The following is a 23,062-nucleotide window of genomic DNA, read 5'->3' on the forward strand; positions in this document are numbered from 1 at the left end:
CTCAGCCGCGCCCGGCGTCGGCCGGGGGCCGCGTGCCGTGGAGGAGGATCGGTGTCGCGTCGGCCGGCTCGGGCAGAGCAACCGCGGGACACCGGTGACGAGGCCCCCGGCAACCAGGTGCTCACCCTGCCCAACCTGATCAGCTTCGGGCGGCTGCTGGGCGTGCCGCTGTTCCTCTACCTGTTCCTGGTCGCGCGGGCCGACGTGGCGGCGGTCGTCGTGCTCGCCATCGGCGGCACCACCGACTGGGTCGACGGGTGGATCGCCCGGCGCCTACGCCAGGTGAGCCGCCTGGGCGAGCTGCTCGACCCGCTGGCCGACCGGCTCTACATCCTCGCCACCCTGGTCGCGTTCACCGCGCGGGAGGTGGTGCCGTGGCAGTTCACCGCGGCGCTGCTGGCCCGTGAGCTGCTCCTGCTCGTCTCGCTGGGCGTGCTGCGGCGATACGGGTACGGCCCACCGCCGGTGCACTACGTGGGTAAGACCGCGACGTTCCTGCTGCTCGCGGCGTTCCCGGTGCTGCTGTTGGCTACCGCGGCGACCGACATCGCGACGGCGGCGAGCGCCATCGGGTGGGCGTTGGCCTGGTGGGGGTTGGTGCTCTACTGGGTGGCCGGCGGGATGTACGTCGTGCAGGCGGCCCGACTGGTGCGCGCGGCGCGCACTCCGGGAGCGGCGGCGTGAGCGCGCCGCGGCTCGGGAAACCCGGCCAGGACCGGGTGTACGCGCCGGATTTTCTCACCGAGCTGTTCCGCAACCCGTTGGATCCGGGGTACGCGGACGCGGCGGCCCGTCGACGGTCGGCGGAGTCCGGGCCGGCGCGGGGGTGGCGGGCCTGGCCGGCGCGGTCGGTCAGCCTGGTCGTGGTGATGCTGCTCGGTTTCCTGTTCGCGGTCGCGTACCGGAAGACGATGGCGGACGAGCCGGGGCGCAGCCAGGCCCGGTCGGGGCTGGTGGCGCAGATCAAGGATCGGGAGCGCCAGACCGACCGGTTGTCCACCCGGGCGGACCAGCTGCGCGAGGAGGTCAGTCGGCAGCGGGACGCGGCGTTGAGTGGGTCGGCCGCAGCCCGGTTGCGTGACCTGGAGGCCAGCACCGGGCTGGGTCGGGTGCGCGGTGACGGTGTGGTGGTGCGGCTGGCGGACGCGCCGGACAAGGCGGACGCGGTGACCGGTGCTGGGGCTGGGCCGCCGCGGGTGCTCTACAGCGACCTGCAGGGGGTGGCGAACGCGCTGTGGAGTGCGGGCGCGGAGGCGATCGCCATCAACGGGCAGCGGTTGACGTCGACGTCGACGATCCGGTCGGCGGGTGAGGCGATGCTGGTGGATTTCCGGCCGGTGACCGGGCCGTACGAGGTGTCGGCGATTGGGCCGGGTTCGATGCGGCGCAAGTTCGAGGACAGCCGGAACGCGGCGCTGATGCGGGAGGTCGCGCAGAAGACCGGGTTGTCGTTCGGTGTGCGGGATTCGGATGACCTCACCCTGCCGGCGGCGCCGGAGCCGCAGCTACGCTACGCCAAGCCGTCGGTCAGTCCGAGCCCTTCCGCGTCGGGTGTCCGGTCCGGCAGTCCCGGGTCGTCCGGTCCGGCGACGACTGTTAGCCCCTCCGGAGGTGGCCGATGATCGCGGTGCTGGCGTTGCTCGCCGGTGTGGTGCTGGGCGTGTGGCTTGATCCCACGGTGCCGGCGGCGTTGCAGCCGTACCTGCCGATCGCGGTGGTGGCCGCGTTGGACGCGGTGTTCGGTGGGGTGCGGGCCCGGCTGGACCGCATCTTCGACGACAAGCAGTTCGTGGTGTCGTTCATTTCGAACGTGTTGGTCGCTGGCCTGATCGTGTATCTGGGTGACCAGCTGGGGGTGGGTGGGCAGTTGTCCACCGGTGTGGTCGTTGTGCTGGGTGTGCGTATCTTCGGCAACGTGGCGGCGATCCGTCGGCACCTGTTCCGGGCGTAGGTTGGGTTGCGATGAGTGACGAGCAGACCGACACGGGGACCGGGTGGCCGCAGCCGGCGGGTCCGGCGCGGCCGGGTGGGCCGGCGGGTGAGCCGGATCCGCGGCCGGATGCGCCGGATCCGGACGAGCTGAGCCCGTTGGCTCCGCCGGGGCCCGCGCAGCCGCAGCCGTCGGATGACGAGCCTGTGGTGGAGCCGGGTGTGGAGCCGGTCGACGACGGTGCGACGGTGGACCTGGGCGCGGCGTCGCGGTCGGGGGAGCCGGTCGCGGATTCCGACGGGTTGGCGGAGCCGGCCGGGGAGTCGGCGGCGCCGGTGGCGGCTGGCCGGTCCCGGTGGAGTACGGCCGGGGTGATGATCGCGGCGTTGTTGGCGTTGCTGGGGTTCACGTTGGTCGTGCAGTTGAAGACGACGTCCACGGACCCGACGTTGGGGGCGACGCGGCAGGAGGACCTGGTCCGGATCCTGTCGGATCTGGATGCGCGGGAGAATCGTCTCCAGCAGGACATTCGGGCTCTGGAGGACAGTCAGCGGCAGTTGCGTTCGGGTGAGCAGGGTCGTCAGGCGGCGTTGGATGAGGCGACGCGGCGGGCGGACGAGTTGGGCATTCTGGCGGGGACGTTGCCGGCGGTGGGTCCGGGTTTGACGGTGCAGTTCGACGCGGGTGTGAAGCCGATTTCGGCGAACCGGGTGTTGGACGCGGTGCAGGAGCTGCGTGGTGCGGGCGCCGAGGCGATGCAGATTTCCGGTGGTGATCGGGCGACGGTGCGGATCATCGCGTCGACGTACTTCCTGGATGGGGACAACGGGTCGTTGGTGGTGGAGGGGCGTCGGTTGACGGGGCCGTACACCATCACGGTGATCGGTGATCCGGCGACGATGCGTACGGCGTTGAACATTCCTGGTGGGGTGGTGGCGTCGGTTCGGGGTGGCGGCGGTAACGTGACGTTTGGGGAGCGTGAGGTTGCCGAGGTTTCGGCGCTGCACGTGCCGATCAAGTTGGAACACGCCCGTCCGGTCTCCTGACCGGCCGCGGCCGCGCCGGACCCGGGTGGTCCGGGGCACCGATGGATGAAGGACGCGTCTGGTGATTCCCGAGGATCTGCGATACACCGCCGAGCATGAGTGGGTGGCGGGTGACGGCACGGCTTCGGTCCGGGTCGGCATCACCCACTTCGCGCAGGACGCGCTCGGTGACATCGTGTACGTGCAGTTGCCCGAGGCGGGTGCGGTGGTCGCGGCCGGTGACTCGTTGGGTGAGATTGAGTCGACCAAGAGTGTGTCGGAGATTTACGCGCCGGTCGCCGGTACGGTCGCGGCGCGTAACGAGGCGTTGGGTGACACGCCGGAGCTGATCAACACTGATCCGTACGGTGCGGGTTGGTTGGTGGAGATCACGCCGAATGATCCGACGGCGACGGATGGGTTGCTGACGGCGGCCGCGTATCAGAAGATCACCGAAGGCTGAGTGTGCTTGATCCGGTGCGCGGGTTGTCTGCGCGCGTCCGGTTGCCCTGCATTTCGGCGCTGGCTAGGCTCGCCCAGTCGACCGAGAACCCAATAGTTGAGCGTTGCGGAATTGCCTTCCCGGGCACGGGGAGCCAGCCGCCGGGTGTGCATGTGCCCGGCGGCCAGACCCGCCATTACCCGACGCCGACCGAACAGATCCGTGAGGTGGTCCCATGACGCGGCCAGACGACGAGTTCCCCCCGCTCGACGTCACTTCGACGCTCAATCTCGGTTCGCTCGACGAAGTGCTGGAGGGGCCGGATACCGATGTGGTGCCGAGCCGGATGTCCGGTTCGTTGCCGCCGGGTATGGCGCTGCTGGTGGTTCGTCGGGGCCCGAATGCGGGTGCCCGGTTCCTGTTGGACCACGATGTGACGACCAGTGGCCGGCACCCGGACAGTGACATCTTCCTTGACGATGTGACGGTGTCGCGTCGGCATGCGGAGTTCCACCGTGACGGTGGCACGTTCACGGTGCGGGACGTGGGTAGCTTGAATGGCACGTACGTCAATCGTGAGCGGGTTGAGGCGGCCACGTTGAGCAATGGTGACGAGGTTCAGATCGGTAAGTTCCGGGTGGTGTTCATCGCCGGTCCGCGCCCGGAGGAGGAGGCCGGCCGGGGGTGAACGAGCCTGCGGCCTCCACGTCACCGGGGGCGGCCCGGTCTCAGCCGCTGATGAGCATCGGTGAGGTGCTCGGGCAGTTGCGGGTGGATTTTCCGGACACCACGATTTCGAAGCTGCGGTTTCTTGAGGCCGAGGGTTTGGTCGAGCCGCAGCGGACGGCGGCGGGTTACCGGAAGTACAGCTGGGACGATGTGGCGCGGTTGCGGTTCGTGTTGACCGCGCAGCGGGACAAGTACCTGCCGTTGCGGGTGATCCGTGAGCAGTTGGCCCAGTGGGATTCGTCTGGTGAGCAGCCGGGGCGTTCGCGGCCGGCGTTGGTGGCGGTTGGTCCCGATGGTGCGGTGCCGGGTCGTGAGGTTGCCGAACCGGCCGAGTCGTCGCAGGTGCGGCTCGGCCGGGCGGATCTCGTGGCGCGTAGTGGGATCGACGAGTCGACGTTGGTGGAGTTGGAGCGGCTCGGTGTGCTCGTGTCGGATCCGCCGGGGTGGTACGACGGGGACGCTTTGATCATCGCGTCGGCGGTGGCGGGGTTGGCGTCGTACGGGTTGGAGCCGCGGCACCTGCGGGGTTATCGGACGGCGGCGGACCGGGAGGTCGGTTTGTTCGCGCAGTTGGTGGCCCCGTTGGCGCGGCAGAGTGATCCGGCGGCGCGGGCGCGGGCTGCGGAGACGGCGCGTGAGTTGGTGGCGTTGTCGGAGCAGTTGCACGCGGCGTTGGTGCGGGTGGGTTTGCGTTCGACGTTGGGTCGGTGAGGGTGCCCGGCGGGTGGTGGCTGAGCGGAAAGATCTCTTCCGGGAAGCGTGCCGTAGGCTTGCCGGGGTAGCCCCTTTCTGGCGCGGACGTGGTGCTGTAGCGCATGGGACGGCCGTGTCGCGGTCCGTGTACCGTGCAGGGAAGGGCGCTGCGGCGTAGGTGACAACGACACGGAGGCGGCGGTGCGCGAGCTGAGCGTGGTCGGAGTTCGGGTGGAGCTGCCCAGCAACCAGCCGATCGTCCTGCTCAGGGAGGTCGAGGGGGACCGCTATCTGCCGATCTGGATCGGCGCGGTCGAGGCGACGGCTATCGCTTATGAGCAGCAGGGGGTCAAGCCGGCCCGGCCGTTGACGCATGATCTTCTGCGGGACGTGTTGGCGGCGTTGAAGGCGCCCTTGCAGGCGGTGGAGATCACCGAGCTGAAGGAGAACGTGTTCTACGCGGATCTGTTGATCGGCGATGGGGTGCGGGTGTCGGCGCGTCCGAGCGATTCGATCGCGTTGGCGTTGCGTGTCGGTGCGCCGATTCGTTGTGCGGAGCAGGTCCTCACCGAAGCGGGGATCGTCATTCCTGATGAGCAGGAGGACGAGGTGGAGAAGTTCCGCGAGTTCTTGGAGCAGGTGCGTCCGGAGGACTTCGCGGGCTGAGGTGGGCTTTTGGCTCGGCGTCGGGTGTCACGGTGGGTGATGCCCGGGTGCGATTGGTGATCTTTCTCGGTGGCTGCGCGGCGTGTCGCGTCGGTTCCTCCGTGGTTACCCCTGGCGGTGGCTATAGGGTTTCCATGTCGAGGGGTGCGCGTCGGAGGAAACGACGCGTCGCCACACTGACGGGGAGGTTGTCCGGATGCACGAGCCGCGGGATTCCGATCCGGGTGCAGGGTTCGACGAGCCGGGTGCGTCGGCGCCAGGTGTGGCGGCCGAGGGTGACGGGTCGGTTGGCTACCGGGGTGTGACGGCCTGCCACGCGGTGGGCATCAGTTACCGGCAGTTGGATTACTGGGCGCGGACGACGCTGGTGGTGCCGAGCGTTCGGGATGCTTCGGGTTCGGGGACGCAGCGGTTGTATTCGTTCCGGGACCTGGTGGTGTTGAAGGTCGTGAAGCGGTTGTTGGACGCGGGGGTGTCCCTGCAGAACATCCGTAAGGCGATCGAGGCGTTGCGGTCGCGGGGTGTGGAGGATCTGGCCGGGATCACGCTGATCTCTGATGGGACGACGGTGTATGAGTGCCGGTCTCCGGAGGAGGTGGTCGACCTGTTGCAGGGTGGCCAGGGGGTCTTCGGCATCGCGATCGGTGGGGCGTTCAAGGAGATCCAGGGGTCGTTGTCGCATCTGCCGGCGGAGCCGGCGGCGAGCGGCCCGGTGGAGCCGGCGGTGGTGTCGGGTTCGGATCCGGTGGGTGACGAGTTGGCGGCGCGGCGGGCGCGGCGGCGGGCTGGCTGAGCGTTCCGGCTTCCGGTTTTTTCCGGTTGGTTTTTATCGCGACCGTCGGTGACGATGGCCGATGCCGCGAGGTCGTCGCGGTCCACTGTGGATACTCTGGGTGTCGTTGTGGTGGCTGGTTGTGGAAATACCGGTTGGTAGTGGTGACGGAGCGTGCCGTCGTTTTGTCGGGAATCCGATACGGGGGCGCTGACCGGAGGCGCTTGACACGCTATGGTCCCTCACGGTTCTGGACCCTCACCCCCGGAAGGAACGACCGTGACGGTTACGGAAGAGACCGCTCCCGCCTCGCACTACGACCGCATCGGCGGTGCCAGCTCGGTCAAGGCGGCCGTTGAGCTGTTCTACGACAAGGTGCTCGCGGACCCGGAGTTGGCGGGTTACTTCGCCGATGTGGACATGGCGGGTCAGCGGCGGCACCTGGCGTTGATGTTGACCGTGGTGCTGGGCGGCCCGAACGAGTACACGGGTCGTGGGTTGGCCGAGGCGCACCAGCCGTTGAACATTCCGGTGGCGCACTACGCGAAGGTGGGCGAGCACCTGACGGTGACGCTGACCGAGTTGGGTGTGCCGTCCGACATCCTCGCCGATGTGCAGACCGTGTTGGGGCAGGTGCAGGACCAGGTGGTGGCTGCCGGAAACCGGTCGGACGCCTGAGCGTGGACGCGGCCCGACTCAAGCAGAGCTGGTCGGTGGTCGCCGGGCACGGCGACCAGGTGCCGCTCTACTTCTATTCGACGTTGTTTCTCGCTCATCCTGAGACGCGGCAGATGTTCCCCACGAACATGGCCGGGCAGCGGGATCGCCTGGTGACCGCGTTGGGTCACATTGTGTCCAACGTGGACCAGGTGGACCGGCTGGTGGGTTTCCTGCAGGATCTCGGCGCGGACCACCGTAAGTTCGCGGTCCGCGCGGAGCACTACCCGGCCGTCGGTGAGGCGCTGGTGGCGACGTTGCAGCATTTCCTCGCCGAGCAGTGGACTGACGAGTTGGCGGCGGACTGGACGGCCGCGTACGGGTTGGTCGCCCAGGTGATGACGGAGGCCGCCCAGGCCGCCGAGGCGGTCAATCCGCCGTGGTGGGTGGCGGAGATCGTGGCGCACGAGCGGCGGGCGTTCGACGTGGCGGTGTTGACGGTGCGTCCCCAGTACCTGTTGCCGTTCACTCCGGGCCAGTCGATCGGGGTGTCGCACCCGTCGGTGCGTTCGTGGCGGTACTACTCGCCGGCGAACGCGCCCCGCGCGGACGGCACGTTGGAGTTGCATGTGCGGGCCGCGCCGGGCGGCGCGGTCTCCTCGCGGCTGGTGTACGGGTCGGCGGTGGGGGATCGGATCCACCTGGCGGCGCCGGTGGGGGACCGGCTGGGTTTGTGGTCGGCGGGCTCCAGTGACCTGTTGTTGTTGGTCGCGGGCACCGGCTGGGCGCCGGTGAAGGCGTTGGTGGAGCAGGTGGCCGCGGAGGGTTCCCGGCGACGGGTGGATCTGTATGTGGGGGCAAGGTCCCGCAGCGAGTTCTACGACAGTGACGCGATCGACAAGTTGGCGTCGTCGTATCCGTGGTTGACGGTGACGTATGTGGTGGGTGCCGACGTGCACCGGCCGGGGGAGTTCGTGCACGCGGTGGACCGGGCGTTGGCCGACGGTGACTGGCGTTCCCGGCACGTGTTCGTGTGCGGGTCGGACGAGATGGTGTCGCACGCGGTGCAGGCGTTGATTCAGGCGGGTTTCCACGCCGGTCAGGTGCACCACGAGGGCCTGGGTGCGCAGTGGTACGGCCCGGCGTGGCGGACGGCGGTGCAGCAGTCGGCCGCGGGTGACACTTCGGGAGGTGGGCACAGGTGAGCGCGAGGAGTGAGCTTGCGAGCCCCGCAGTCGCGAACGGAGGGCCACACAGGTGAGCGCGACGCCGATCAGTCGGTATGACGGGATGCAGGTTTCCGGCGGTGTGCAGGTGCGCATCACCGCCGATCGGGTTCGGCGGTGGGAGTTCGGTGCCGCGTCGTTCGCCCGGCGTGGTTACGACAACGCTGACGTGGACCGGTTCCGGGTGCAGGTCGCTGACGAGTTGGATCTGTTGGCGACGCAGATCGCGACGTTGCGGGCGGAGAACGAGCGGCTGACCGACCGGGTGGAGTTGCACCGGCACGGCGTGATCCCGAGCACGGGGGCGGCGGCGAAGGTGCCGGCGGCGCGGGAGGTGAATCTGCTGTCGGCGGCGCAGCGGGAGGCGGAGCAGATCATCGCGCAGGCGCATGACTACGCGCGGCGGGTCGCCGAGTACGCCCGGGTGCAGTACGAGAGCTATCTGCATGCGGCGGAGGCGGAGGCGAAGCAGGAGGCGGAGCGGGCGGTGGCGGAGTACCGCAGCGCGGCGGGGTCGAGCTTCGATGACACGGTGGCGACCCGGGAAGCGTTGCGGATTTTCGGCGAGATGATGGTGTCGCACATGCAGGCGGCGGCGCGGCATCTCGACGATGGCAGTGAGCAGTTGGCCCGCACGATGGATCGGATCGCGGCGGAGACGCCGGGGGCGCCGTTCGTGGGTGGGGTGGTGGGGCAGTCGGCGTTGCCGCGGCACCAGCAGCGGTGACGGGGATCCCACTCGGCGCGTTGGCGGTGCTGGCATAGTCGGAGGGGCCTGGCGGGGCTGACCGGCGGCCCGCCCCTGGGAAAGGTGCCTCGGTGTCTGTACCACGGTCCCCGTCCGGCGGGTCGCCGGACCCGTTGGCCGCGTTGGATGCTTCGGCGTGGGCGCTGGCGGCTGCGGTCGGCACGATGCGCGATGCCCTGTCGGCGCCGCTCGCCGAGGTCCTTGTGGCGTCGCCGCACCGCAGCGCCGTGTTGGAGGCCGCCGGGCTGCTCTCCTGGGATGGTGGGGTGCCGGTGCCGCACCCGTCGCTGGTGCCGGCCGATGGGCCGACCGGCGGCAGTGCCGTGCAGGCGCGGTTGAGTTCGCTGCGGCAGGCGGTCGCCGCGGCGGCGCAGGAGGCGTCGGTGCCGAGCGGGGGCGGCTGGGCGGAGTTGGACGACGAGGTGTTGCTGCATCAGGGCCGGGCGTCCGCGGCGACGGGCCGGGCGTTGGCTACGCGTGTGGTGCCGGAGTTGCCCGGGCTGGCGGAGCGGTTGGGTTCGGCGGACGCTTGGGTTCTGGACATCGGGACCGGGGTGGGGGCGTTGGCCATTGCCCTGGCTCGTGAGCTGCCCCGGGCGTCCGTGGTGGGCATCGACGTGCTGCAGCGCGCGTTGGACCTCGCCGCTGGGGAGTTGGCCGAGGCGCGCGACGTCGCGGACCGGGTCATCCTGCGCCACCAGGACGTCGCGGAGGTGGACGAGCCGGGCGGGTACGACCTGGTGTGGCTTCCGGCTCCGTTTCTTCCCGAGGAGACGTTGGTGCTCGCCCTGCCCCGGTTGGTTGAGGCGCTGCGACCGGGTGGGTGGCTGGTGGCGGGGACCAATCCGCCCGCCGGGGATCCGTTGCGGGCGGCGGTGGGCCGGTGGAACGCGGTTCGCAACGGCGGCAATGCGTGTGACGCGGATCGGATGGCGGAGGTGCTGGCGGGGACGGGGTTGGGTGATGTCCGCCGTTTCCCGACCGTCCCCGGGGGGCCGGTGCTGGTCGCCGCGCGCCGGCCGGACGCCTGACGTCGCCCGACGGGTCAGTTGAGCCGTTGGTGTAGGTGGAAGGTGACGCGCCGTCTTCTCGATGGGCGCGGTGAAGCGGTGATCGAGCTTGAGCCTGGTGGGTGCCGGGTCGCGGTGACCGGTACGAGGAGGATGTCGTCGTGGGGCTCATGACCATCGGGGCGTTCGCGCGGGCGGTGCGGCTGACGCCGAAGGCGTTGCGCCTGTATGACCAGGTCGGGTTGCTGGTGCCGGCCGCCGTCGACCCCGAGTCCGGGTACCGGCTCTATGACCCGGCGCAGCTGCCGGTGGCTCGGCTGGTCGCCCAGCTGCGCCGGATCGGCATGCCGCTGGCGACGATTCGGGTGGTGTGTGGTCTGGAGGCCGCCGAGGCGGCGGAGGCGGTTGGCGCGTACTGGCGGCAGGTCAGCGCCGACACCGCCGCTCGCGCCCGGCTCGCCACGATCCTCGTGGACCACCTGTCCGACGGGGGCGCCACCATGTCCGCGCCGAATCGCACCGTCGCGGTCCGCTCGGCCGCCGGTTGTGACACCGGGCTGGTGCGCGACAGCAACGAGGACGCCGCGTACGCCAGCGAGCGGTTGCTCGCCGTGGCCGACGGTATGCGGGGGCCTGGTGGCGCGGCGGCCAGCGCCGCCGCCATCGACGCCCTGAAGCCGTTGACGCTCGCCGAGGTGCCGGCCGTCGACCTGTTGACGATGGTGGCGGGTGCGGTGAGCGACGCCGACCGTGCCGTTCACGCGTTGGCGACCGACGCCGCCCAGCCGGTCACCACGCTGACCGCGATGGTGCTCAGCGGTTCCCGGCTGGCGCTGGTGCACGTCGGTGACACCCGCGCCTATCTGCTGCGCGGCGATGAGCTGTCCCTGCTCACGCAGGATCACACCTGGGTGCAGGCCCAGGTGGATCAGGGCAGGCTCGACCGGGGTCAGGTGGCGACGCATCCCCAGCGGGCGGTGCTGGTGCGCGCCCTCGGTGGCGGTCGGCAGGTCGAGGCGGATCTTGCGCTGCGCACCGCGCTGCCCGGTGACCGGTACCTGCTGTGCTCCGACGGGCTGTCCGCGGTCGTCGACCGGGCCGACCTGCGCTCGGCGCTGGCGGTAACCGCCGATCCCGAGGACACGGTGCGGAAGGTGATCGACCTGGCGCGGGCCGAGGGCGCGCCGGACAACATGGCCTGCGTCGTCGCCGACGTCGTCGCGGTGTAGCCGCCGCCACCGCGCCGACGGGGGGCCCGTCGCGGGGTTCGGCGTTCGCGGACGGGTTGAGGCAGCATGGAGGGGTGATGGAGAGCCTCGACGCGTTGACCTCGCTGGTGGCCGCTGGTGGGGTGGTGGTGCTCAGCGGCGCAGGTCTGTCCACCGAGTCGGGAATTCCGGACTACCGGGGGCCCAGCGGGGTGGCGCGGCGGCACACGCCGATGACCTTCCAGGCGTTCACCCGTGATCCGCTGGCGCGGCGGCGGTACTGGGCGCGTAGCCACCTGGGGTGGCGGTTGATCGCGGGTGCGGCGCCCAACGCCGGGCACCGGGCGGTGGCCGAGCTGCAAGACGCCGGCCTGGTGGACACGGTGATCACGCAGAACGTCGACGGTCTGCACGGTGCGGCCGGCAGCACTGCGGTGATCGAGTTGCATGGTCGCCTGGACGAGGTGACCTGCCTGGCCTGCGGCAACCTGACCTCCCGGGAGGAGCTTCACCGGCGGCTGCGGGAGGCCAACCCGGATTTCGTGGCGCGCGTCGCCGGGGTCAACCCGGACGGTGATGTTGATCTCCCCGACGAGCAGGTGGCGGCGTTCCGGCCGGTGGACTGCGGGATCTGCGGCACCGGGATGCTGAAACCGGACGTGGTGTTCTTCGGTGAGACGGTGCCGCCGCAGCGGGTGGCGCGGTGTTTCGCGGCCGTGGAGCGGGCCCGCTCGTTGCTGGTGCTCGGGTCGTCGTTGACGGTGATGTCGGGGCGCCGTTTCGTGATCCGCGCCGCGAAACGGGGCATCCCGGTCGGGATCGTCAACCAGGGGCCGACCCGTGGTGACGGCCACGCCACTGTGTGCGTCGACGCGCCGTTGGGCACGGTGTTGCCGCGGTTGGCCGCGCGCGTCGGCGCCGGGACGCCGCTCAAGGTGTGATCGTGGGTCACTGGATGCGGTGCCTGGCCCGGGGGTAGGACATCTGCTGGAAACACCAACGCTGGTAGCGTTGACCACGCCGGTAACACCCACGTGGGAGAGACCGCCCGACAGCACGCAGGGCGGCGCCGAAGGGGCAAATCCTCCCCGGAACCTCTCAGGCAAAAGGACCTCGTGGGCAGGCACTGTGGAGCGCCCCATCGTGGGTGCGACAGAGGGGGAGGCCGACACGTCGACCTCGCCCCGGGAGTGCCCCTGATGACCGTAGAGCAGTTCGCCACCCGTCACATCGGCCCCGGCCCCGATGATGAGCGTCGGATGTTGGAGGTCGTCGGGCACGACTCGATCGACGAGCTGATGGACGCCGCGATCCCCGAGGTGATCCGCTGGCACGGCACCCTCGACCTGCCCGACCCGGCCACCGAGGCCGAGACGATCGCCGAGCTGCGGGCCCTCGCCGCGCGCAACACCGTCGCCGTCTCCATGATCGGGTTGGGGTACCACGGCACCCACACCCCGGCGGTGATCCGCCGCAACGTGCTGGAGGACCCGGCCTGGTACACGGCGTACACGCCGTACCAGCCGGAGATCAGCCAGGGCCGGCTGGAGGCGCTGCTGAACTTCCAGACCATGGTCACCGACCTGACCGGGTTGGCCACCGCGAACGCGTCGATGCTCGACGAGGGCACCGCGGCGGCGGAGGCGATGACCCTGGCGCGGCGGGCGTCCAAGAGCAAGAGCGGGGTGTACGTCGTCGACGCCGACGCGTTGCCGCAGACCATCGCGGTGATCACCAGCCGGGCCGAGCCGCTCGGTATCGAGGTGCGGGTCCTCGACGTCGAGCGCGACGAGTTGCCGGCGGAGTTCTTCGGTCTGCACCTGCAGTACCCGGGGGCGTCCGGGGCGGTGCGTGACCACGCGCGCCTCGTCGAGGCGGCGCACGCCGTCGGTGCCCTGGTGACTGTCGCGGCGGACCTGCTGGCGTTGACGCTGCTGCGCGCACCGGGGGAGATCGGCGCGGACATCGCCGCCGGCACCACCCAGCGGTTCGGCGTACCGATGGGCTTCGGTGGCCCGCACGCCGGTTACCTGGCGGTGCGCTCGGGCCTGGAGCGGATGCTGCCCGGGCGTCTGGTCGGGGTGTCGCGCGACGCGGACGGCAACCCGGCCTACCGGTTGGCGTTGCAGACCCGTGAGCAGCACATCCGGCGGGAGAAGGCGACCAGCAACATCTGCACCGCGCAGGTGCTGCTCGCGGTGATGGCCGGCATGTACGCGGTCTACCACGGCCCGGACGGGTTGCGTGCCATCGCGACGCGTACCCATGCCATGGCGGCGCGGCTCGCGGCCGGGTTGCGCGCCGGTGACGTGGACGTCGCGGACGTCGCGTTCTTCGACACCGTCACCGCGCGCGTGCCGGGCGGCGCGGCGCGGGTCGTCGCGGCCGCCGCGCGGCGCGGGGTGAACCTGCGGCTGGTCGACGCCGACCGGGTGGGGATGTCCTGCGACGAGACCACCACCGACGCGCACCTGCGCGAGGTGTGGGCGGCGTTCGGCGTGGACGCCGTGGACGGCGCCGTCGACACGGCCCTGCCGGTCGACCTGGCCCGCACCAGCGACTTCCTCACCCACCCGGTGTTCCGCAGTCACCACTCGGAGACGGCGATGCTGCGCTATCTGCGGCGGCTGTCGGACTTCGACTACGCCCTGGACCGGGGCATGATCCCGCTGGGGTCGTGCACGATGAAGCTGAACGCGACCACCGAGATGGAGCCGGTCAGCTGGGCGGAGTTCGCGCACATCCACCCGTTCGCGCCGGATGAGCAGACCGCCGGGTACCGGGAGATGATCGGTCAGCTGGAGTCGTGGCTGGCCGAGGTGACCGGCTACGACGCCGTCAGCGTGCAGCCCAACGCCGGTTCGCAGGGTGAGTTGGCCGGGTTGCTGGCCATCCGCTCCTACCACGCGTCGCGGGGTGAGACGCACCGCGACGTGTGCCTGATCCCGTCGTCGGCGCACGGCACGAACGCGGCGTCGGCGGTGATGGCCGGCATGCGGGTCGTGGTGGTGGCCTGCGACGACGACGGCAACGTCGACCTCGTCGACCTGGACGCGAAGATCGACAAGCACCGGGACGCGCTCGCCGCGATCATGGTGACGTACCCGTCGACGCACGGTGTGTACGAGACGGGCATCGCGTCGCTGTGCGCGAAGGTCCACGACGCCGGCGGGCAGGTGTACGTCGACGGGGCGAACCTCAACGCCCTGGTCGGCTTCGCGAAGCCGGGCAAGTTCGGCGCGGACGTGTCGCACCTGAATCTGCACAAGACGTTCTGCATCCCGCACGGCGGCGGTGGGCCCGGTGTGGGCCCGGTGGCGGTGCGCGCGCACCTGGCGCCGTTCCTGCCGGGCGACCCGCTGGGCGCGCACGCGGACGCGACGCCGGCGATCTCGGCGGCGAAGTACGGGTCGGCGGGCATCCTGCCGATCCCGTGGGCGTATCTGCGGATGATGGGCGCCGAGGGGCTGACCCGGGCGACCGGTGTGGCGGTCCTCGCCGCGAACTACGTGGCGGCGCGGCTGCGGGGGCACTTCCCGGTGCTGTACGCCGGCAACAAGGGCCTGGTGGCGCACGAGTGCATCCTGGACCTGCGGCCGTTGACGAAGGCGACCGGAGTGAGCGTGGACGACGTGGCGAAGCGGCTGATCGACTACGGCTTCCACGCGCCGACCATGTCGTTCCCGGTGGCGGGGACGCTGATGGTGGAGCCGACCGAGAGCGAGGACCTGGCCGAGCTGGACCGGTTCTGCGACGCGATGATCGCGATTCGGGCGGAGATCGAGCAGGTGGCGTCGGGGCAGTGGCCGGCGGGGGACAACCCCCTGTCCAACGCGCCGCACACCGCGGCGATGGTCACCGGTGACGAGTGGCCGCACGCGTACCCGCGGTCGGTGGGCGCGTACCCGGCCGGGGTGGACCGGGCCGGGAAGTACTGGCCGCCGGTGCGGCGCATCGACGGCGCGTACGGCGACCGGAACCTGGTCTGCTCGTGCCCGTCGCCGGAGGCGTTCGAGGACTGACAACGCCGCAGGCGTCGATGACTGACGGCGGCGCGCCGGGGCGGGCGGTATGAGCCGCCCCGGCAGCCGCTGCGACCTGGGCGGCGATGTCCCTTACCGGGGGACTAGTCTGGGTCGACGGCGGCTATTCGGTGACGCTGAGTGGTCGGTCAGGCCACGAGGGCGTGGCGGGCGGGGCCGCGGTGCGGTGCGATGCTGCTGCCGTCGGGAAGCAGCTCGCCGGTGTCCTCGAAGACGATGACACCGTTGCAGAGCAGGCTCCAGCCCTGCTCACGGAAGCAGGCGAGGACCCGCGCGGCTTCCCGGTCGGTGGCTTCAGCGGAGGGGCAGGTCGGTTGGTGCTGGCACATCGGGTTCTCCGGACTGTGGGGGCACTGTGTCATGGTTCACATGACCAGTGACGCACAGTACCAAGCGAAAGTGTCCAGCATCGAGCAGGTGCCCACCTGGTGCCCGGGAAATCCACTGAACGGATGAGGAAGGTTGGACCGTACGGCGTGGAAACGCTCCCAGAGGTATGCACCGCGGACCGCAGCCCGGCTGGATTGGCCGCGGACCGCGGCCCGGCCGCGTTGGTCGATGTGCCCGCCGCACCGGCTGCCTGCCGGGGCGCGCTCACCGAACGCGCCCGCCTGCACTGGTCTCTGCGCGACGGCGGCGACCCCGCGGCCCTCGCCGAGGAGTTCCTCGCCGCGCACGGCCTGCCCCTGCACGACCTGACCCGGCCCGCCACCGGCCAGCACGGCACCGGGGTCTGCGGCGCGGCGCTGTACCTGTCCGCCGCCGCCGGGGCGCTACTGGCCGGCGCCCCCACCGGGGCGCCCGAACCGGCACCGACCCTGCCCGACCTCGCCGTCGTCGTCTACCAACACGGCACCACGCCGGCCATCCCGCCCGGCCCACCGACACCCTGGTGGCTGGGCGAGTGGACCGAGAGCTGGACCCCCCGGGAGCACGCCGCCGCCGTCGACGCGATCCGCGCCGCCATCGGCCGGGGCGACGTCTACCAGAGCAACCTCGTCGGCCACGCCGCCGCCCCCTACACCGGCGACCCCCTGCCCGCGCTGAGCCGCCTCGGCGCGCTGCCCGGCGCCCGCTACGGCGGCGTGCTCACCGGCGACGGCTGGGCCATCGGCTGCGCCTCCCCGGAAACCCTCGTCGAGGTCACCGACGGGCACGTCATCACCCGGCCCATCAAGGGCACCCGCCCGGCCACCGCCGCCGGCCGCGCCGAACTGCTCACCAGCGCGAAGGAACGCGCCGAACACATCATGATCGTCGACCTGGAACGCAACGACCTCGCCCGCGTCGCCCGCACCGGCACCGTCACCGTCGACGACCTGTTCGCCGTCCGCCGCTGGTGTGACCTGTGGCAGGCCGAATCCACGGTCCGCGCCACCGTCGCCGACGGCCTCGGACTGGCCGACCTGCTGCGCGCCACCTGCCCCGGTGGCTCGGTCACCGGCGCACCGAAACTCGCCGCCCTGACCCAGATCGCCGCCCTCGAACCCGTCGGACGCGGCGCCAGCATGGGCGCGCTGGGCTGGGTCGCGCCCGGCCGTGTCGACCTGGGCCTGACCATCCGCACCGCCGCCGCCGCCGCCGACGGCCAACGGCTGCACACCTGGGCCGGCGGCGGCATCACCTGGGACAGCGACGCGTCCGCCGAGGTCGCCGAGGCCGCCGCGAAGACCGCGCCGATCCGCGCCACCCTGGCCGGGCGCTGACCGCGGCACCGGACGGCGATACGCTGACCCGCATGACCATGCGGCCCATCCGGATCATCGGCGACCCTGTCCTGCGCACCGGATGCGAACCGGTCACCAGCTTCGACGCCGAGCTGCGCGCCCTCGTCACCGACCTGATGGACACCCTGCTCGGTGCCCCCGGCCGTGCCGGTGTCGCCGCACCGCAGATCGGCGTCAGCGCCCAGGTGTTCGTCTACGACGCCGACGGACACCGCGGCCACCTCATCAACCCCACCCTGGAGCTGTCCGACGAGCTCCAGGACGACGAGGAGGGCTGCCTGTCCATCCCCGGGCTGTACTTCCCGACCGTGCGGGCCCTGCACGCCACCGCCCACGGCGTCGACCAGCACGGCGAGCCGTTGACCATCGCCGGCAGCGGCTTCCTGGCCCGCGCCCTGCAACACGAGACCGACCACCTGGGCGGCCGGCTCTACGTCGACACCCTGCGCGGCGACACCCGCCGCCGCGCCCTGCGCGAGATCCGCGCCGGGCGCTTCGACTCACCGAGTCGCCGCGGCTAGGCCACCCACTGGTCGTGGCCCAGCTTCGCCACCAACGCCACCACGACCACCAGCAACACCAGCCGCACGAAACCGGAACCGCGGCGCAACGCCATCCGCGCCCCCACCACCGCGCCGGCGATGTTGCACACCGCCATCCCCGCGCCCAGCAGCCACCACACGTGCCCGGTCACCCCGAACACCACCAGCGCGCCCAGGTTCGTCCCCGCGTTCACGACCTTCGCCATCGCCGAGCCGTGCACGAAGTCCGCGCCGATCAGGGCGGTGAACGCCAACACCAGGAACGTGCCGGTGCCCGGCCCGATCAACCCGTCGTACAGGGCGATGCCCACCCCGGCCACCGCGACCACCGCCGCCACCCGCACCGGAGTCCGCTTCGCCGGCACCGCCACCACCCCGAGCCGGGGACGCAGCAGCACGAACAGCGCCACCGCCACCAACACGACCAACACCACCGGCCGGTACGCCGACGCCGGCACCGCCCCGGCCAGAGCGGCGCCCACACCCGCGCTGAGCACCGCCAACCCCGCCGCCGGCCCCGCCACCCGCCAGTCGACCTTGGTCCGCCGGGCGTACGTCGTCGCCGCCGTGGCCGTACCGAAGATCGCGGCCAACTTGTTCGTGCCCAGCGCGGTGGCCACCGGCAACCCCGGGGCAGCCACCAGCAACGCCGGCAGCAGCAACAACCCGCCACCACCGACCACGGCATCGACCCACCCGGCCATCGCTGCGGCGGCCAGCAGGGTACTCAGCGATACGGCGTCCACGGCCGGCAATTCTGCCCACCGGTAAGGGCCCGACCGGCCCTGAAGTGGCCAGCCTCACCTCACCGACCCCGGGCCCGCCGCAACCACACCCCCAACGCGCCAACCACCACGAACACCAGCACCGAGCACAGCAGCACCTTCACCACCCGGCAACCATGCCACGGGCACGTAAGGTGCAGGAGTGCGCCTGGCCACCTTCAACGTGCTGCACGGACGGTCCCTCACCGACGGGCTCGTCGACTCCGACCGACTCGCCGCCGCCATCGGCGCCCTCGACGCCGACGTGCTCGCCCTACAGGAGGTCGACCGCGACCAGCACCGCAGCGGCAACCTCGACCTCACCGCCCACGCCGCCCGCGCCCTTGACGCACCCCACCACCGCTTCGCCGCCGCCATCGTCGGCACCCCCGGCGAACAGTTCCGCCCGCTGCGCCACGACGACGACGGCCACGGCGAACCCTGCTACGGCATCGGGCTGATCAGCCGACACCCCGTGCGCAGCTGGCAGGTCACCCGACTCAAACCGGCGCCCGTGCGCTCACCGGTCTACGTGCCCGGCCCCCGCGGCGGCCTCATCCTGCTGCACGACGAACCCCGCGTAGTCCTCGCCGCCGTCCTGGACACCCCGCACGGCCCGCTCACCGTCGCCGCGACCCACCTGTCCTTCGTCCCCGGCTGGAACGCCCGCCAGCTACGCCAGACCGTCCGCGCCCTGCGCGCGCTACCGGCGCCGCGCGTCCTGCTCGGCGACCTCAACCTGCCCGCCGGCGCGGCCCGGCTCATCTCCGGCTGGCACCCCCTGGGCCGACGCCCCACCTACCCTTCCGGGCAGCCCCGCGTCCAGCTCGACCACATCCTCGCCGACCGGCACGCCCTCGCCGCCCTTCCACCGGTACGCGCCGTCACCGCGCCACCGTCCACCATCTCCGATCACCGCCCCCTGCTGGTCGACCTCGGCTGACCACCCACCAGCCGGATAAGCCGCCATCGCGGGCCACGAATGTCTAAGGTAGGGCTCGCCGACACCACCGCCGTTGCGTCATCGCCACCCCCGGACAACACGGAGCTGACCATGAGCGACACGCCGGACACGATCGTCCTCATCCACGGGTTCTGGGTCACCCCCCGCAGCTGGGAACACTGGGTCACCCACTACCAGGACAAGGGCTTCCGAGTGCTCACCCCCACGTACCCCGGGCTGGAGGGCGAGGTCGAGGCGATCAACGCCGACCCCAGCCCTCTGGAGACACTGACCGCGCCGCAGATCATCGAGCACCTCACCGCGGTCGTCGCCGCACTGCCCACGCCGCCGATCATCATGGGCCACTCCGCTGGCGGGGCGTTCACCCAGGTGCTGCTCGACCGGGGGTACGGTGCCAGCGCCGTCGCCCTCAACTCGGCGCCCACCGAAGGCGTCAAAGTCATTCCGTTCTCGCAGCTGCGCTCCACCTTCCCGGTGCTGCGCAACCCCGCCAACCGGCACCGCGCCGTCGGGTTCACCTTCGAGCAGTGGAACTACGCGTTCACCAACACGTTCGACGAGGGGGAGGCCCGCGCCCTGTACGAGCGCTACGCCATCCCCGCCGCCGGCGGCATCCTCTGGGACAGCGTCCTGGCCAACCTGCTGCCCGGCCCCCAGGACATCGCCGTCAACTACCACAACGACCACCGCGCGCCGCTGCTGTTCATCTCCGGCTCGGAAGACCACATCATGCCGCCCAGCGTGCAGCGCTCCAACGCCGCGCACTACCAGGGCGACACCCTCACCGAGGTCACGCTCTACCACGGGTACGCGCACCTGCTGCCCGCCCAGCAGGGCTGGCAGCAGATCGCCGACGACGCCCTCGACTGGGCCCTGCGGCACGCCCGGTGAACGTTGCGCAGCCGCCGCGGATCACCCACATCGGCGGCCCCACCACACTGATCGAAGTCGGCGGGTGGCGGCTGCTCACCGACCCGACGTTCGACCCACCCGGGCGGCGCTACACCTTCGGCTGGGGCACCTCGTCGCGGAAAGTCACCGGCCCGGCGATCCCCGCCGCCGACCTCGGGCCGATCCACGCGGTGCTACTCAGCCACGACCACCACGGCGACAACCTCGACGACACCGGCCGCGCGCTCCTGAGCGACGCGGACACCGTGCTCACCACCGCATCCGGGGCACGCCGGCTCGGCCCCGACACCCGAGGTCTACGCGCCGGGCACACCACCCGCCTCACACACCCCGACCGACCGACGATCGAGGTGACCGCCACCCCCTGCCGGCACGGCCCGCCCCTGAGTGGCCCGATCGTCGGCGACGTCATCGGCTTCGCCCTGCGCTGGGAGGGACAACACCACGGCGCGCTCTGGATCACCGGCGACACCGTGCTGACCCGCCGGGTACGCGCTGCGGCCGCCCGCATCCGGATCGGCACCGTGCTGCTGCACCTCGGCGGCGTACGGTTCCCGGTCACCGGGCCGCTGCGCTACTCGATGACCGCCCGGCGAGCCGTCCAACTGTGCGCCGCAGTGCGACCCCACACCACGATCCCGGTGCACTACGAGGGCTGGCAACACTTCCAGGAGCCCCGCGACGTCATCGAGCGGGCGTTCGCCGCCGCCCCACCGCCGGTACGCGACAGCATCCGCTGGCTCCCACCGGGCGAACCCACCACCGTCCCCGCCTGACCAACCCCGGGGGAGGGCACCACCGAGTCGCAAGATTTCCTCAAGATCATTGCATCGACGAACTTCGACGATCATGCTGGTCGATACGCGCCACGATCAACTCGTCGGAGGCCACATGAGACGCCAGCGACCCACCCTCATCGCCGTGTCCACCCTCATCGCCGTCACTCTCACCACCGCACCCACCCCCGTCAACGCCCAACCAGCCGCGCTACCCGACCAGGTCACCGCCCTCACCGCCCACCAGGCCGACGGATACACCACCCTCGCCTGGCAACCCGTCGACGGCGCCACCGACTACCAGATCGAACGGACCCCCGTCGACGCCGACAACACCCCCACCGGCGCACCCACCATCGTCGGCATCTGGCGACCCAACCGCCAGATCAACCAACAGGCACCCACCTTCGCCGACGCCGGCTACCACCCCGGCGACACCTTCCAATGGCGCGTCCGCGCCCGCATCGGCACCACCGAACAGCCCTACTCCGACCCGGTCACCGCCACCACCACCGCACCCTGGGGCAACCCCGACACCCCCGGCCAACAGCTGCGCACCCAATGGGAAACCACCCACGCCGCGCAATACACCAGCGACACCGACGAGTACGCCTACACCGCCGCCATCGACGCCCTCAGCGACCGCGTCCGCGTCGTCGAACTCGGCCGCACCGTCCAGAACCGACCCATCAACATGCTCGTCATCGGCCACCCCACCCCACCGGCCACCCCCGCCGCAGTCGCCGCCACCGCACCCGTGGCCATCAACTGCAACGTGCACGGCAACGAACCCGGCGACCGCGAAGCCTGCCTCATCATGGCCCGCCAACTCGCCTTCAGCACCGACCCCCGCATCACCGACCTGCTCCGCCACACCACCGTCCTGATCGTCCCCACCATCAACGGAGACGGCCGCGCCAACAACACCCGCGGCAACTCCACCGGCCAGGACCTCAACCGCGACTACTCCCTGATCCGCCAACCAGAGACCACCGCGTACATCAGGATGGTCCGCGACTACCGACCCGTCGCCGGCTACGACGGCCACGAATTCGGCAACTCCCGCGCCGGCGACCTGCCGATGCTGCCCCCACGACACCAGAACGTCGCCCAACCCATCTTCGACCAGTCCCAGGACATGATCGAAGGCCACATGTACGCCAAGGGCGCCGAAGCCGGCTGGTGGGCCTGCCCCTACGGCTGCGAAGGCGGCGGCAACGTCGGCCTCAGCGAGGAAACCATCCTGCGCAACACCCTCGGCCTCAAGAACGTCACCAACTCCCTGCTGGAACTGCGCAGCTCCGGCGGCCAGACCCGCCCCGACGAGGGCAACACCGCCAACAACCGGCGCCGCAAGACCTACTCCGCCCTGTGGACGTTCCACCAGTTCCTCGACTACCACCGCGCCAACCTCGACGACATCCTGAAAGCCCGCGCCGAGGCCATCGAATTCCAGGCCGCCAACACCGGCCGGCTGGTCTTCCGCGGATCCCGCCCCATCCCCGCCCACCCGGCACCGCACCCCGGCGACAGCCCACCACCGCTCGACGCGCCCCCCACCGACCTGATCCTCGACAACGCGCCCTGCGCCTACAAACTCACCGACGCCCAGTACCACGGCGCCCGCACCGACGGACCCGGCGGCGTCGGCACCACCGTCGCCCAGCGCATCGCCGCCCACGGCTGGAAGGTCATCAAGACCGGCGACGGCTACTACGTACCCCTCAACCAACCCGAACGCGGCCTCATCCCGCTGCTCCTCGACCCGTCGGGCGTGGAGAAGCTGACCAACGGCGAACGCGTCTACCCCACCCTCACCGGCCGCCGCAACGGACCCCTGGTCGTCACCGGCTTCACCTGCGCCGCCGACGCCACCGTCAACGGCCCGGTCACCGTCCGGGCCGGCGCGGCACTCGTCACCACCGCGACGACCATCAGCGGCCCGCTCACCGCCACCGGCGCCGCCGGCCTCCTGCTCGCCGACAGCACCATCAACGGCCCGGTCCGCATCACCGCCACCACCGACGCGATCTCCATCATCGACGTCACCATCGCCGGCCCGACCGACCTGTCCGCCAACACCACCGGCACCGACACCCCGCTGCTGGCCGGCACCACCATCCGTGGCCCCCTCAGCTGCACCGGCAACAACCCCACCCCGACCAACCTCGGCATCGCCAACACCGTCCACGGCCCCCGCACCACCCAGTGCGCGGCGCTGTGACCAC

Annotated in this window: 24 protein-coding genes and 1 riboswitch; of the genes, 22 read left to right on the top strand and 2 right to left on the bottom strand. The window is 71.1% G+C overall.

The window, feature by feature from the left end; genetic code table 11:
• Positions 1-51: 51 nt before the first annotated feature.
• From ACIBF8_RS18620 to gcvP, 16 genes are all read left to right on the top strand, one after another.
• Positions 52-684, top strand: a complete 633-nt coding sequence (locus tag ACIBF8_RS18620; RefSeq protein WP_396784368.1) for a CDP-alcohol phosphatidyltransferase family protein — start codon at positions 52-54, stop codon at positions 682-684.
• On the top strand, positions 681-1,622 hold the full coding sequence (locus tag ACIBF8_RS18625) for a DUF881 domain-containing protein (RefSeq protein WP_396784370.1): 942 nt from the start codon (positions 681-683) through the stop codon (positions 1,620-1,622). The genes ACIBF8_RS18620 and ACIBF8_RS18625 overlap by 4 nt, the downstream gene beginning before the upstream one ends.
• Positions 1,619-1,951, top strand: a complete 333-nt coding sequence (locus tag ACIBF8_RS18630) for a small basic family protein (protein WP_030327710.1) — start codon at positions 1,619-1,621, stop codon at positions 1,949-1,951. The genes ACIBF8_RS18625 and ACIBF8_RS18630 overlap by 4 nt, the downstream gene beginning before the upstream one ends.
• Positions 1,952-1,962: 11 nt before the next feature.
• Positions 1,963-2,976 carry a DUF881 domain-containing protein gene (locus ACIBF8_RS18635; protein WP_396784371.1) on the top strand — a complete coding sequence of 338 codons (1,014 nt, stop codon included), beginning with the start codon at positions 1,963-1,965 and terminating at the stop codon, positions 2,974-2,976.
• A gap of 61 nt (positions 2,977-3,037) precedes the next feature.
• Positions 3,038-3,418: a glycine cleavage system protein GcvH gene (gcvH, locus tag ACIBF8_RS18640; RefSeq protein WP_396784373.1), complete on the top strand. Its 381-nt coding sequence runs from the start codon at positions 3,038-3,040 to the stop codon at positions 3,416-3,418.
• Positions 3,419-3,632: 214 nt separating this feature from the next.
• The gene (locus ACIBF8_RS18645; protein WP_007071101.1) at positions 3,633-4,085 is read left to right on the top strand and encodes an FHA domain-containing protein; all 453 of its coding nucleotides are present in this window, start codon (positions 3,633-3,635) and stop codon (positions 4,083-4,085) included.
• 50 nt (positions 4,086-4,135) lie between these two features.
• Positions 4,136-4,837, top strand: a complete 702-nt coding sequence (locus tag ACIBF8_RS18650; RefSeq protein WP_396784884.1) for a MerR family transcriptional regulator — start codon at positions 4,136-4,138, stop codon at positions 4,835-4,837.
• Positions 4,838-5,020: 183 nt separating this feature from the next.
• The gene (locus ACIBF8_RS18655) at positions 5,021-5,485 is read left to right on the top strand and encodes a bifunctional nuclease family protein (protein ID WP_396784375.1); all 465 of its coding nucleotides are present in this window, start codon (positions 5,021-5,023) and stop codon (positions 5,483-5,485) included.
• Between the two features lie 196 nt (positions 5,486-5,681).
• Positions 5,682-6,278 (top strand): MerR family transcriptional regulator, encoded by a 597-nt coding sequence (locus ACIBF8_RS18660; protein WP_396784376.1) that lies wholly within the window; start codon positions 5,682-5,684, stop codon positions 6,276-6,278.
• A 258-nt stretch (positions 6,279-6,536) separates the two neighbouring features.
• On the top strand, positions 6,537-6,935 hold the full coding sequence (locus tag ACIBF8_RS18665) for a group 1 truncated hemoglobin (RefSeq protein WP_396784378.1): 399 nt from the start codon (positions 6,537-6,539) through the stop codon (positions 6,933-6,935).
• Between the two features lie 2 nt (positions 6,936-6,937).
• Positions 6,938-8,119 carry a globin domain-containing protein gene (locus tag ACIBF8_RS18670; protein ID WP_396784379.1) on the top strand — a complete coding sequence of 394 codons (1,182 nt, stop codon included), beginning with the start codon at positions 6,938-6,940 and terminating at the stop codon, positions 8,117-8,119.
• A gap of 52 nt (positions 8,120-8,171) precedes the next feature.
• Positions 8,172-8,867: a cell division protein DivIVA gene (locus ACIBF8_RS18675; RefSeq protein WP_363617528.1), complete on the top strand. Its 696-nt coding sequence runs from the start codon at positions 8,172-8,174 to the stop codon at positions 8,865-8,867.
• A gap of 92 nt (positions 8,868-8,959) precedes the next feature.
• Entirely contained in the window at positions 8,960-9,919 is a 960-nt protein-coding gene (locus tag ACIBF8_RS18680; RefSeq protein WP_396784381.1) for an SAM-dependent methyltransferase, read from the top strand.
• A 140-nt stretch (positions 9,920-10,059) separates the two neighbouring features.
• Positions 10,060-11,127, top strand: a complete 1,068-nt coding sequence (locus tag ACIBF8_RS18685) for a MerR family transcriptional regulator (RefSeq protein WP_396784383.1) — start codon at positions 10,060-10,062, stop codon at positions 11,125-11,127.
• A 77-nt stretch (positions 11,128-11,204) separates the two neighbouring features.
• A complete protein-coding gene (locus tag ACIBF8_RS18690) occupies positions 11,205-12,047 on the top strand; it encodes an NAD-dependent protein deacetylase (protein WP_396784385.1) in 843 nt (280 codons plus the stop codon).
• 84 nt (positions 12,048-12,131) lie between these two features.
• Positions 12,132-12,230: riboswitch (glycine riboswitch) on the top strand.
• 75 nt (positions 12,231-12,305) lie between these two features.
• The gene (gene gcvP / locus ACIBF8_RS18695) at positions 12,306-15,128 is read left to right on the top strand and encodes an aminomethyl-transferring glycine dehydrogenase (protein WP_396784386.1); all 2,823 of its coding nucleotides are present in this window, start codon (positions 12,306-12,308) and stop codon (positions 15,126-15,128) included.
• A 149-nt stretch (positions 15,129-15,277) separates the two neighbouring features.
• Here the strand turns inward: gcvP and ACIBF8_RS18700 are convergent, their stop codons facing one another.
• On the bottom strand, positions 15,278-15,478 hold the full coding sequence (locus tag ACIBF8_RS18700) for a DUF5999 family protein (protein ID WP_007460326.1): 201 nt from the start codon (positions 15,476-15,478) through the stop codon (positions 15,278-15,280).
• Between the two features lie 123 nt (positions 15,479-15,601).
• On the opposite strand from ACIBF8_RS18700, the gene ACIBF8_RS18705 reads away from it, so the two are divergent.
• Positions 15,602-16,855, top strand: coding sequence for a chorismate-binding protein (locus ACIBF8_RS18705; RefSeq protein ID WP_396784387.1), 1,254 nt, complete (start codon positions 15,602-15,604; stop codon positions 16,853-16,855).
• Positions 16,856-16,887: 32 nt separating this feature from the next.
• A complete protein-coding gene (gene def, locus ACIBF8_RS18710; protein ID WP_396784389.1) occupies positions 16,888-17,397 on the top strand; it encodes a peptide deformylase in 510 nt (169 codons plus the stop codon).
• On the opposite strand, the gene ACIBF8_RS18715 is transcribed toward def, so the two are convergent.
• Entirely contained in the window at positions 17,394-18,164 is a 771-nt protein-coding gene (locus ACIBF8_RS18715) for a sulfite exporter TauE/SafE family protein (protein ID WP_396784390.1), read from the bottom strand. The genes def and ACIBF8_RS18715 overlap by 4 nt on opposite strands.
• A gap of 181 nt (positions 18,165-18,345) precedes the next feature.
• Here ACIBF8_RS18715 and ACIBF8_RS18720 point away from each other — a divergent pair, with 181 nt between their 5' ends.
• The 4 genes from ACIBF8_RS18720 to ACIBF8_RS18735 all read left to right on the top strand — a co-directional run bounded on the left by ACIBF8_RS18720 (position 18,346) and on the right by ACIBF8_RS18735 (position 23,058).
• A complete protein-coding gene (locus tag ACIBF8_RS18720) occupies positions 18,346-19,125 on the top strand; it encodes an endonuclease/exonuclease/phosphatase family protein (RefSeq protein ID WP_396784392.1) in 780 nt (259 codons plus the stop codon).
• A gap of 111 nt (positions 19,126-19,236) precedes the next feature.
• Entirely contained in the window at positions 19,237-20,037 is an 801-nt protein-coding gene (locus ACIBF8_RS18725; protein WP_396784394.1) for an alpha/beta hydrolase, read from the top strand.
• On the top strand, positions 20,034-20,834 hold the full coding sequence (locus ACIBF8_RS18730; protein WP_396784395.1) for an MBL fold metallo-hydrolase: 801 nt from the start codon (positions 20,034-20,036) through the stop codon (positions 20,832-20,834). The genes ACIBF8_RS18725 and ACIBF8_RS18730 overlap by 4 nt, the downstream gene beginning before the upstream one ends.
• Before the next feature lie 115 nt (positions 20,835-20,949).
• Complete coding sequence (locus tag ACIBF8_RS18735) at positions 20,950-23,058, top strand: M14 family zinc carboxypeptidase (protein WP_396784396.1); 2,109 nt, start codon at positions 20,950-20,952, stop codon at positions 23,056-23,058.
• Positions 23,059-23,062: the final 4 nt, after the last annotated feature.

It is taken from the genome of Micromonospora sp. NPDC050276, assembly GCF_044459545.1.
In the GTDB taxonomy this organism is placed as follows: Bacteria; Actinomycetota; Actinomycetes; order Mycobacteriales; family Micromonosporaceae; genus Micromonospora.

Coding starts and splice junctions, on each gene's coding strand:
- ACIBF8_RS18630 (WP_030327710.1), top strand. CDS start 1,619: ATGATCGCGGTGCTGGCGTTGCTCGCCGGTGTGGTGCTGGGCGTGTGG.
- ACIBF8_RS18705 (WP_396784387.1), top strand. CDS start 15,602: ATGAGGAAGGTTGGACCGTACGGCGTGGAAACGCTCCCAGAGGTATGC.
- ACIBF8_RS18700 (WP_007460326.1), bottom strand. CDS start 15,478: ATGTGCCAGCACCAACCGACCTGCCCCTCCGCTGAAGCCACCGACCGG.
- ACIBF8_RS18645 (WP_007071101.1), top strand. CDS start 3,633: ATGACGCGGCCAGACGACGAGTTCCCCCCGCTCGACGTCACTTCGACG.
- ACIBF8_RS18735 (WP_396784396.1), top strand. CDS start 20,950: ATGAGACGCCAGCGACCCACCCTCATCGCCGTGTCCACCCTCATCGCC.
- ACIBF8_RS18660 (WP_396784376.1), top strand. CDS start 5,682: ATGCACGAGCCGCGGGATTCCGATCCGGGTGCAGGGTTCGACGAGCCG.
- gcvP (WP_396784386.1), top strand. CDS start 12,306: ATGACCGTAGAGCAGTTCGCCACCCGTCACATCGGCCCCGGCCCCGAT.
- ACIBF8_RS18725 (WP_396784394.1), top strand. CDS start 19,237: ATGAGCGACACGCCGGACACGATCGTCCTCATCCACGGGTTCTGGGTC.
- ACIBF8_RS18635 (WP_396784371.1), top strand. CDS start 1,963: ATGAGTGACGAGCAGACCGACACGGGGACCGGGTGGCCGCAGCCGGCG.
- def (WP_396784389.1), top strand. CDS start 16,888: ATGACCATGCGGCCCATCCGGATCATCGGCGACCCTGTCCTGCGCACC.
- ACIBF8_RS18650 (WP_396784884.1), top strand. CDS start 4,136: ATGAGCATCGGTGAGGTGCTCGGGCAGTTGCGGGTGGATTTTCCGGAC.
- ACIBF8_RS18690 (WP_396784385.1), top strand. CDS start 11,205: ATGGAGAGCCTCGACGCGTTGACCTCGCTGGTGGCCGCTGGTGGGGTG.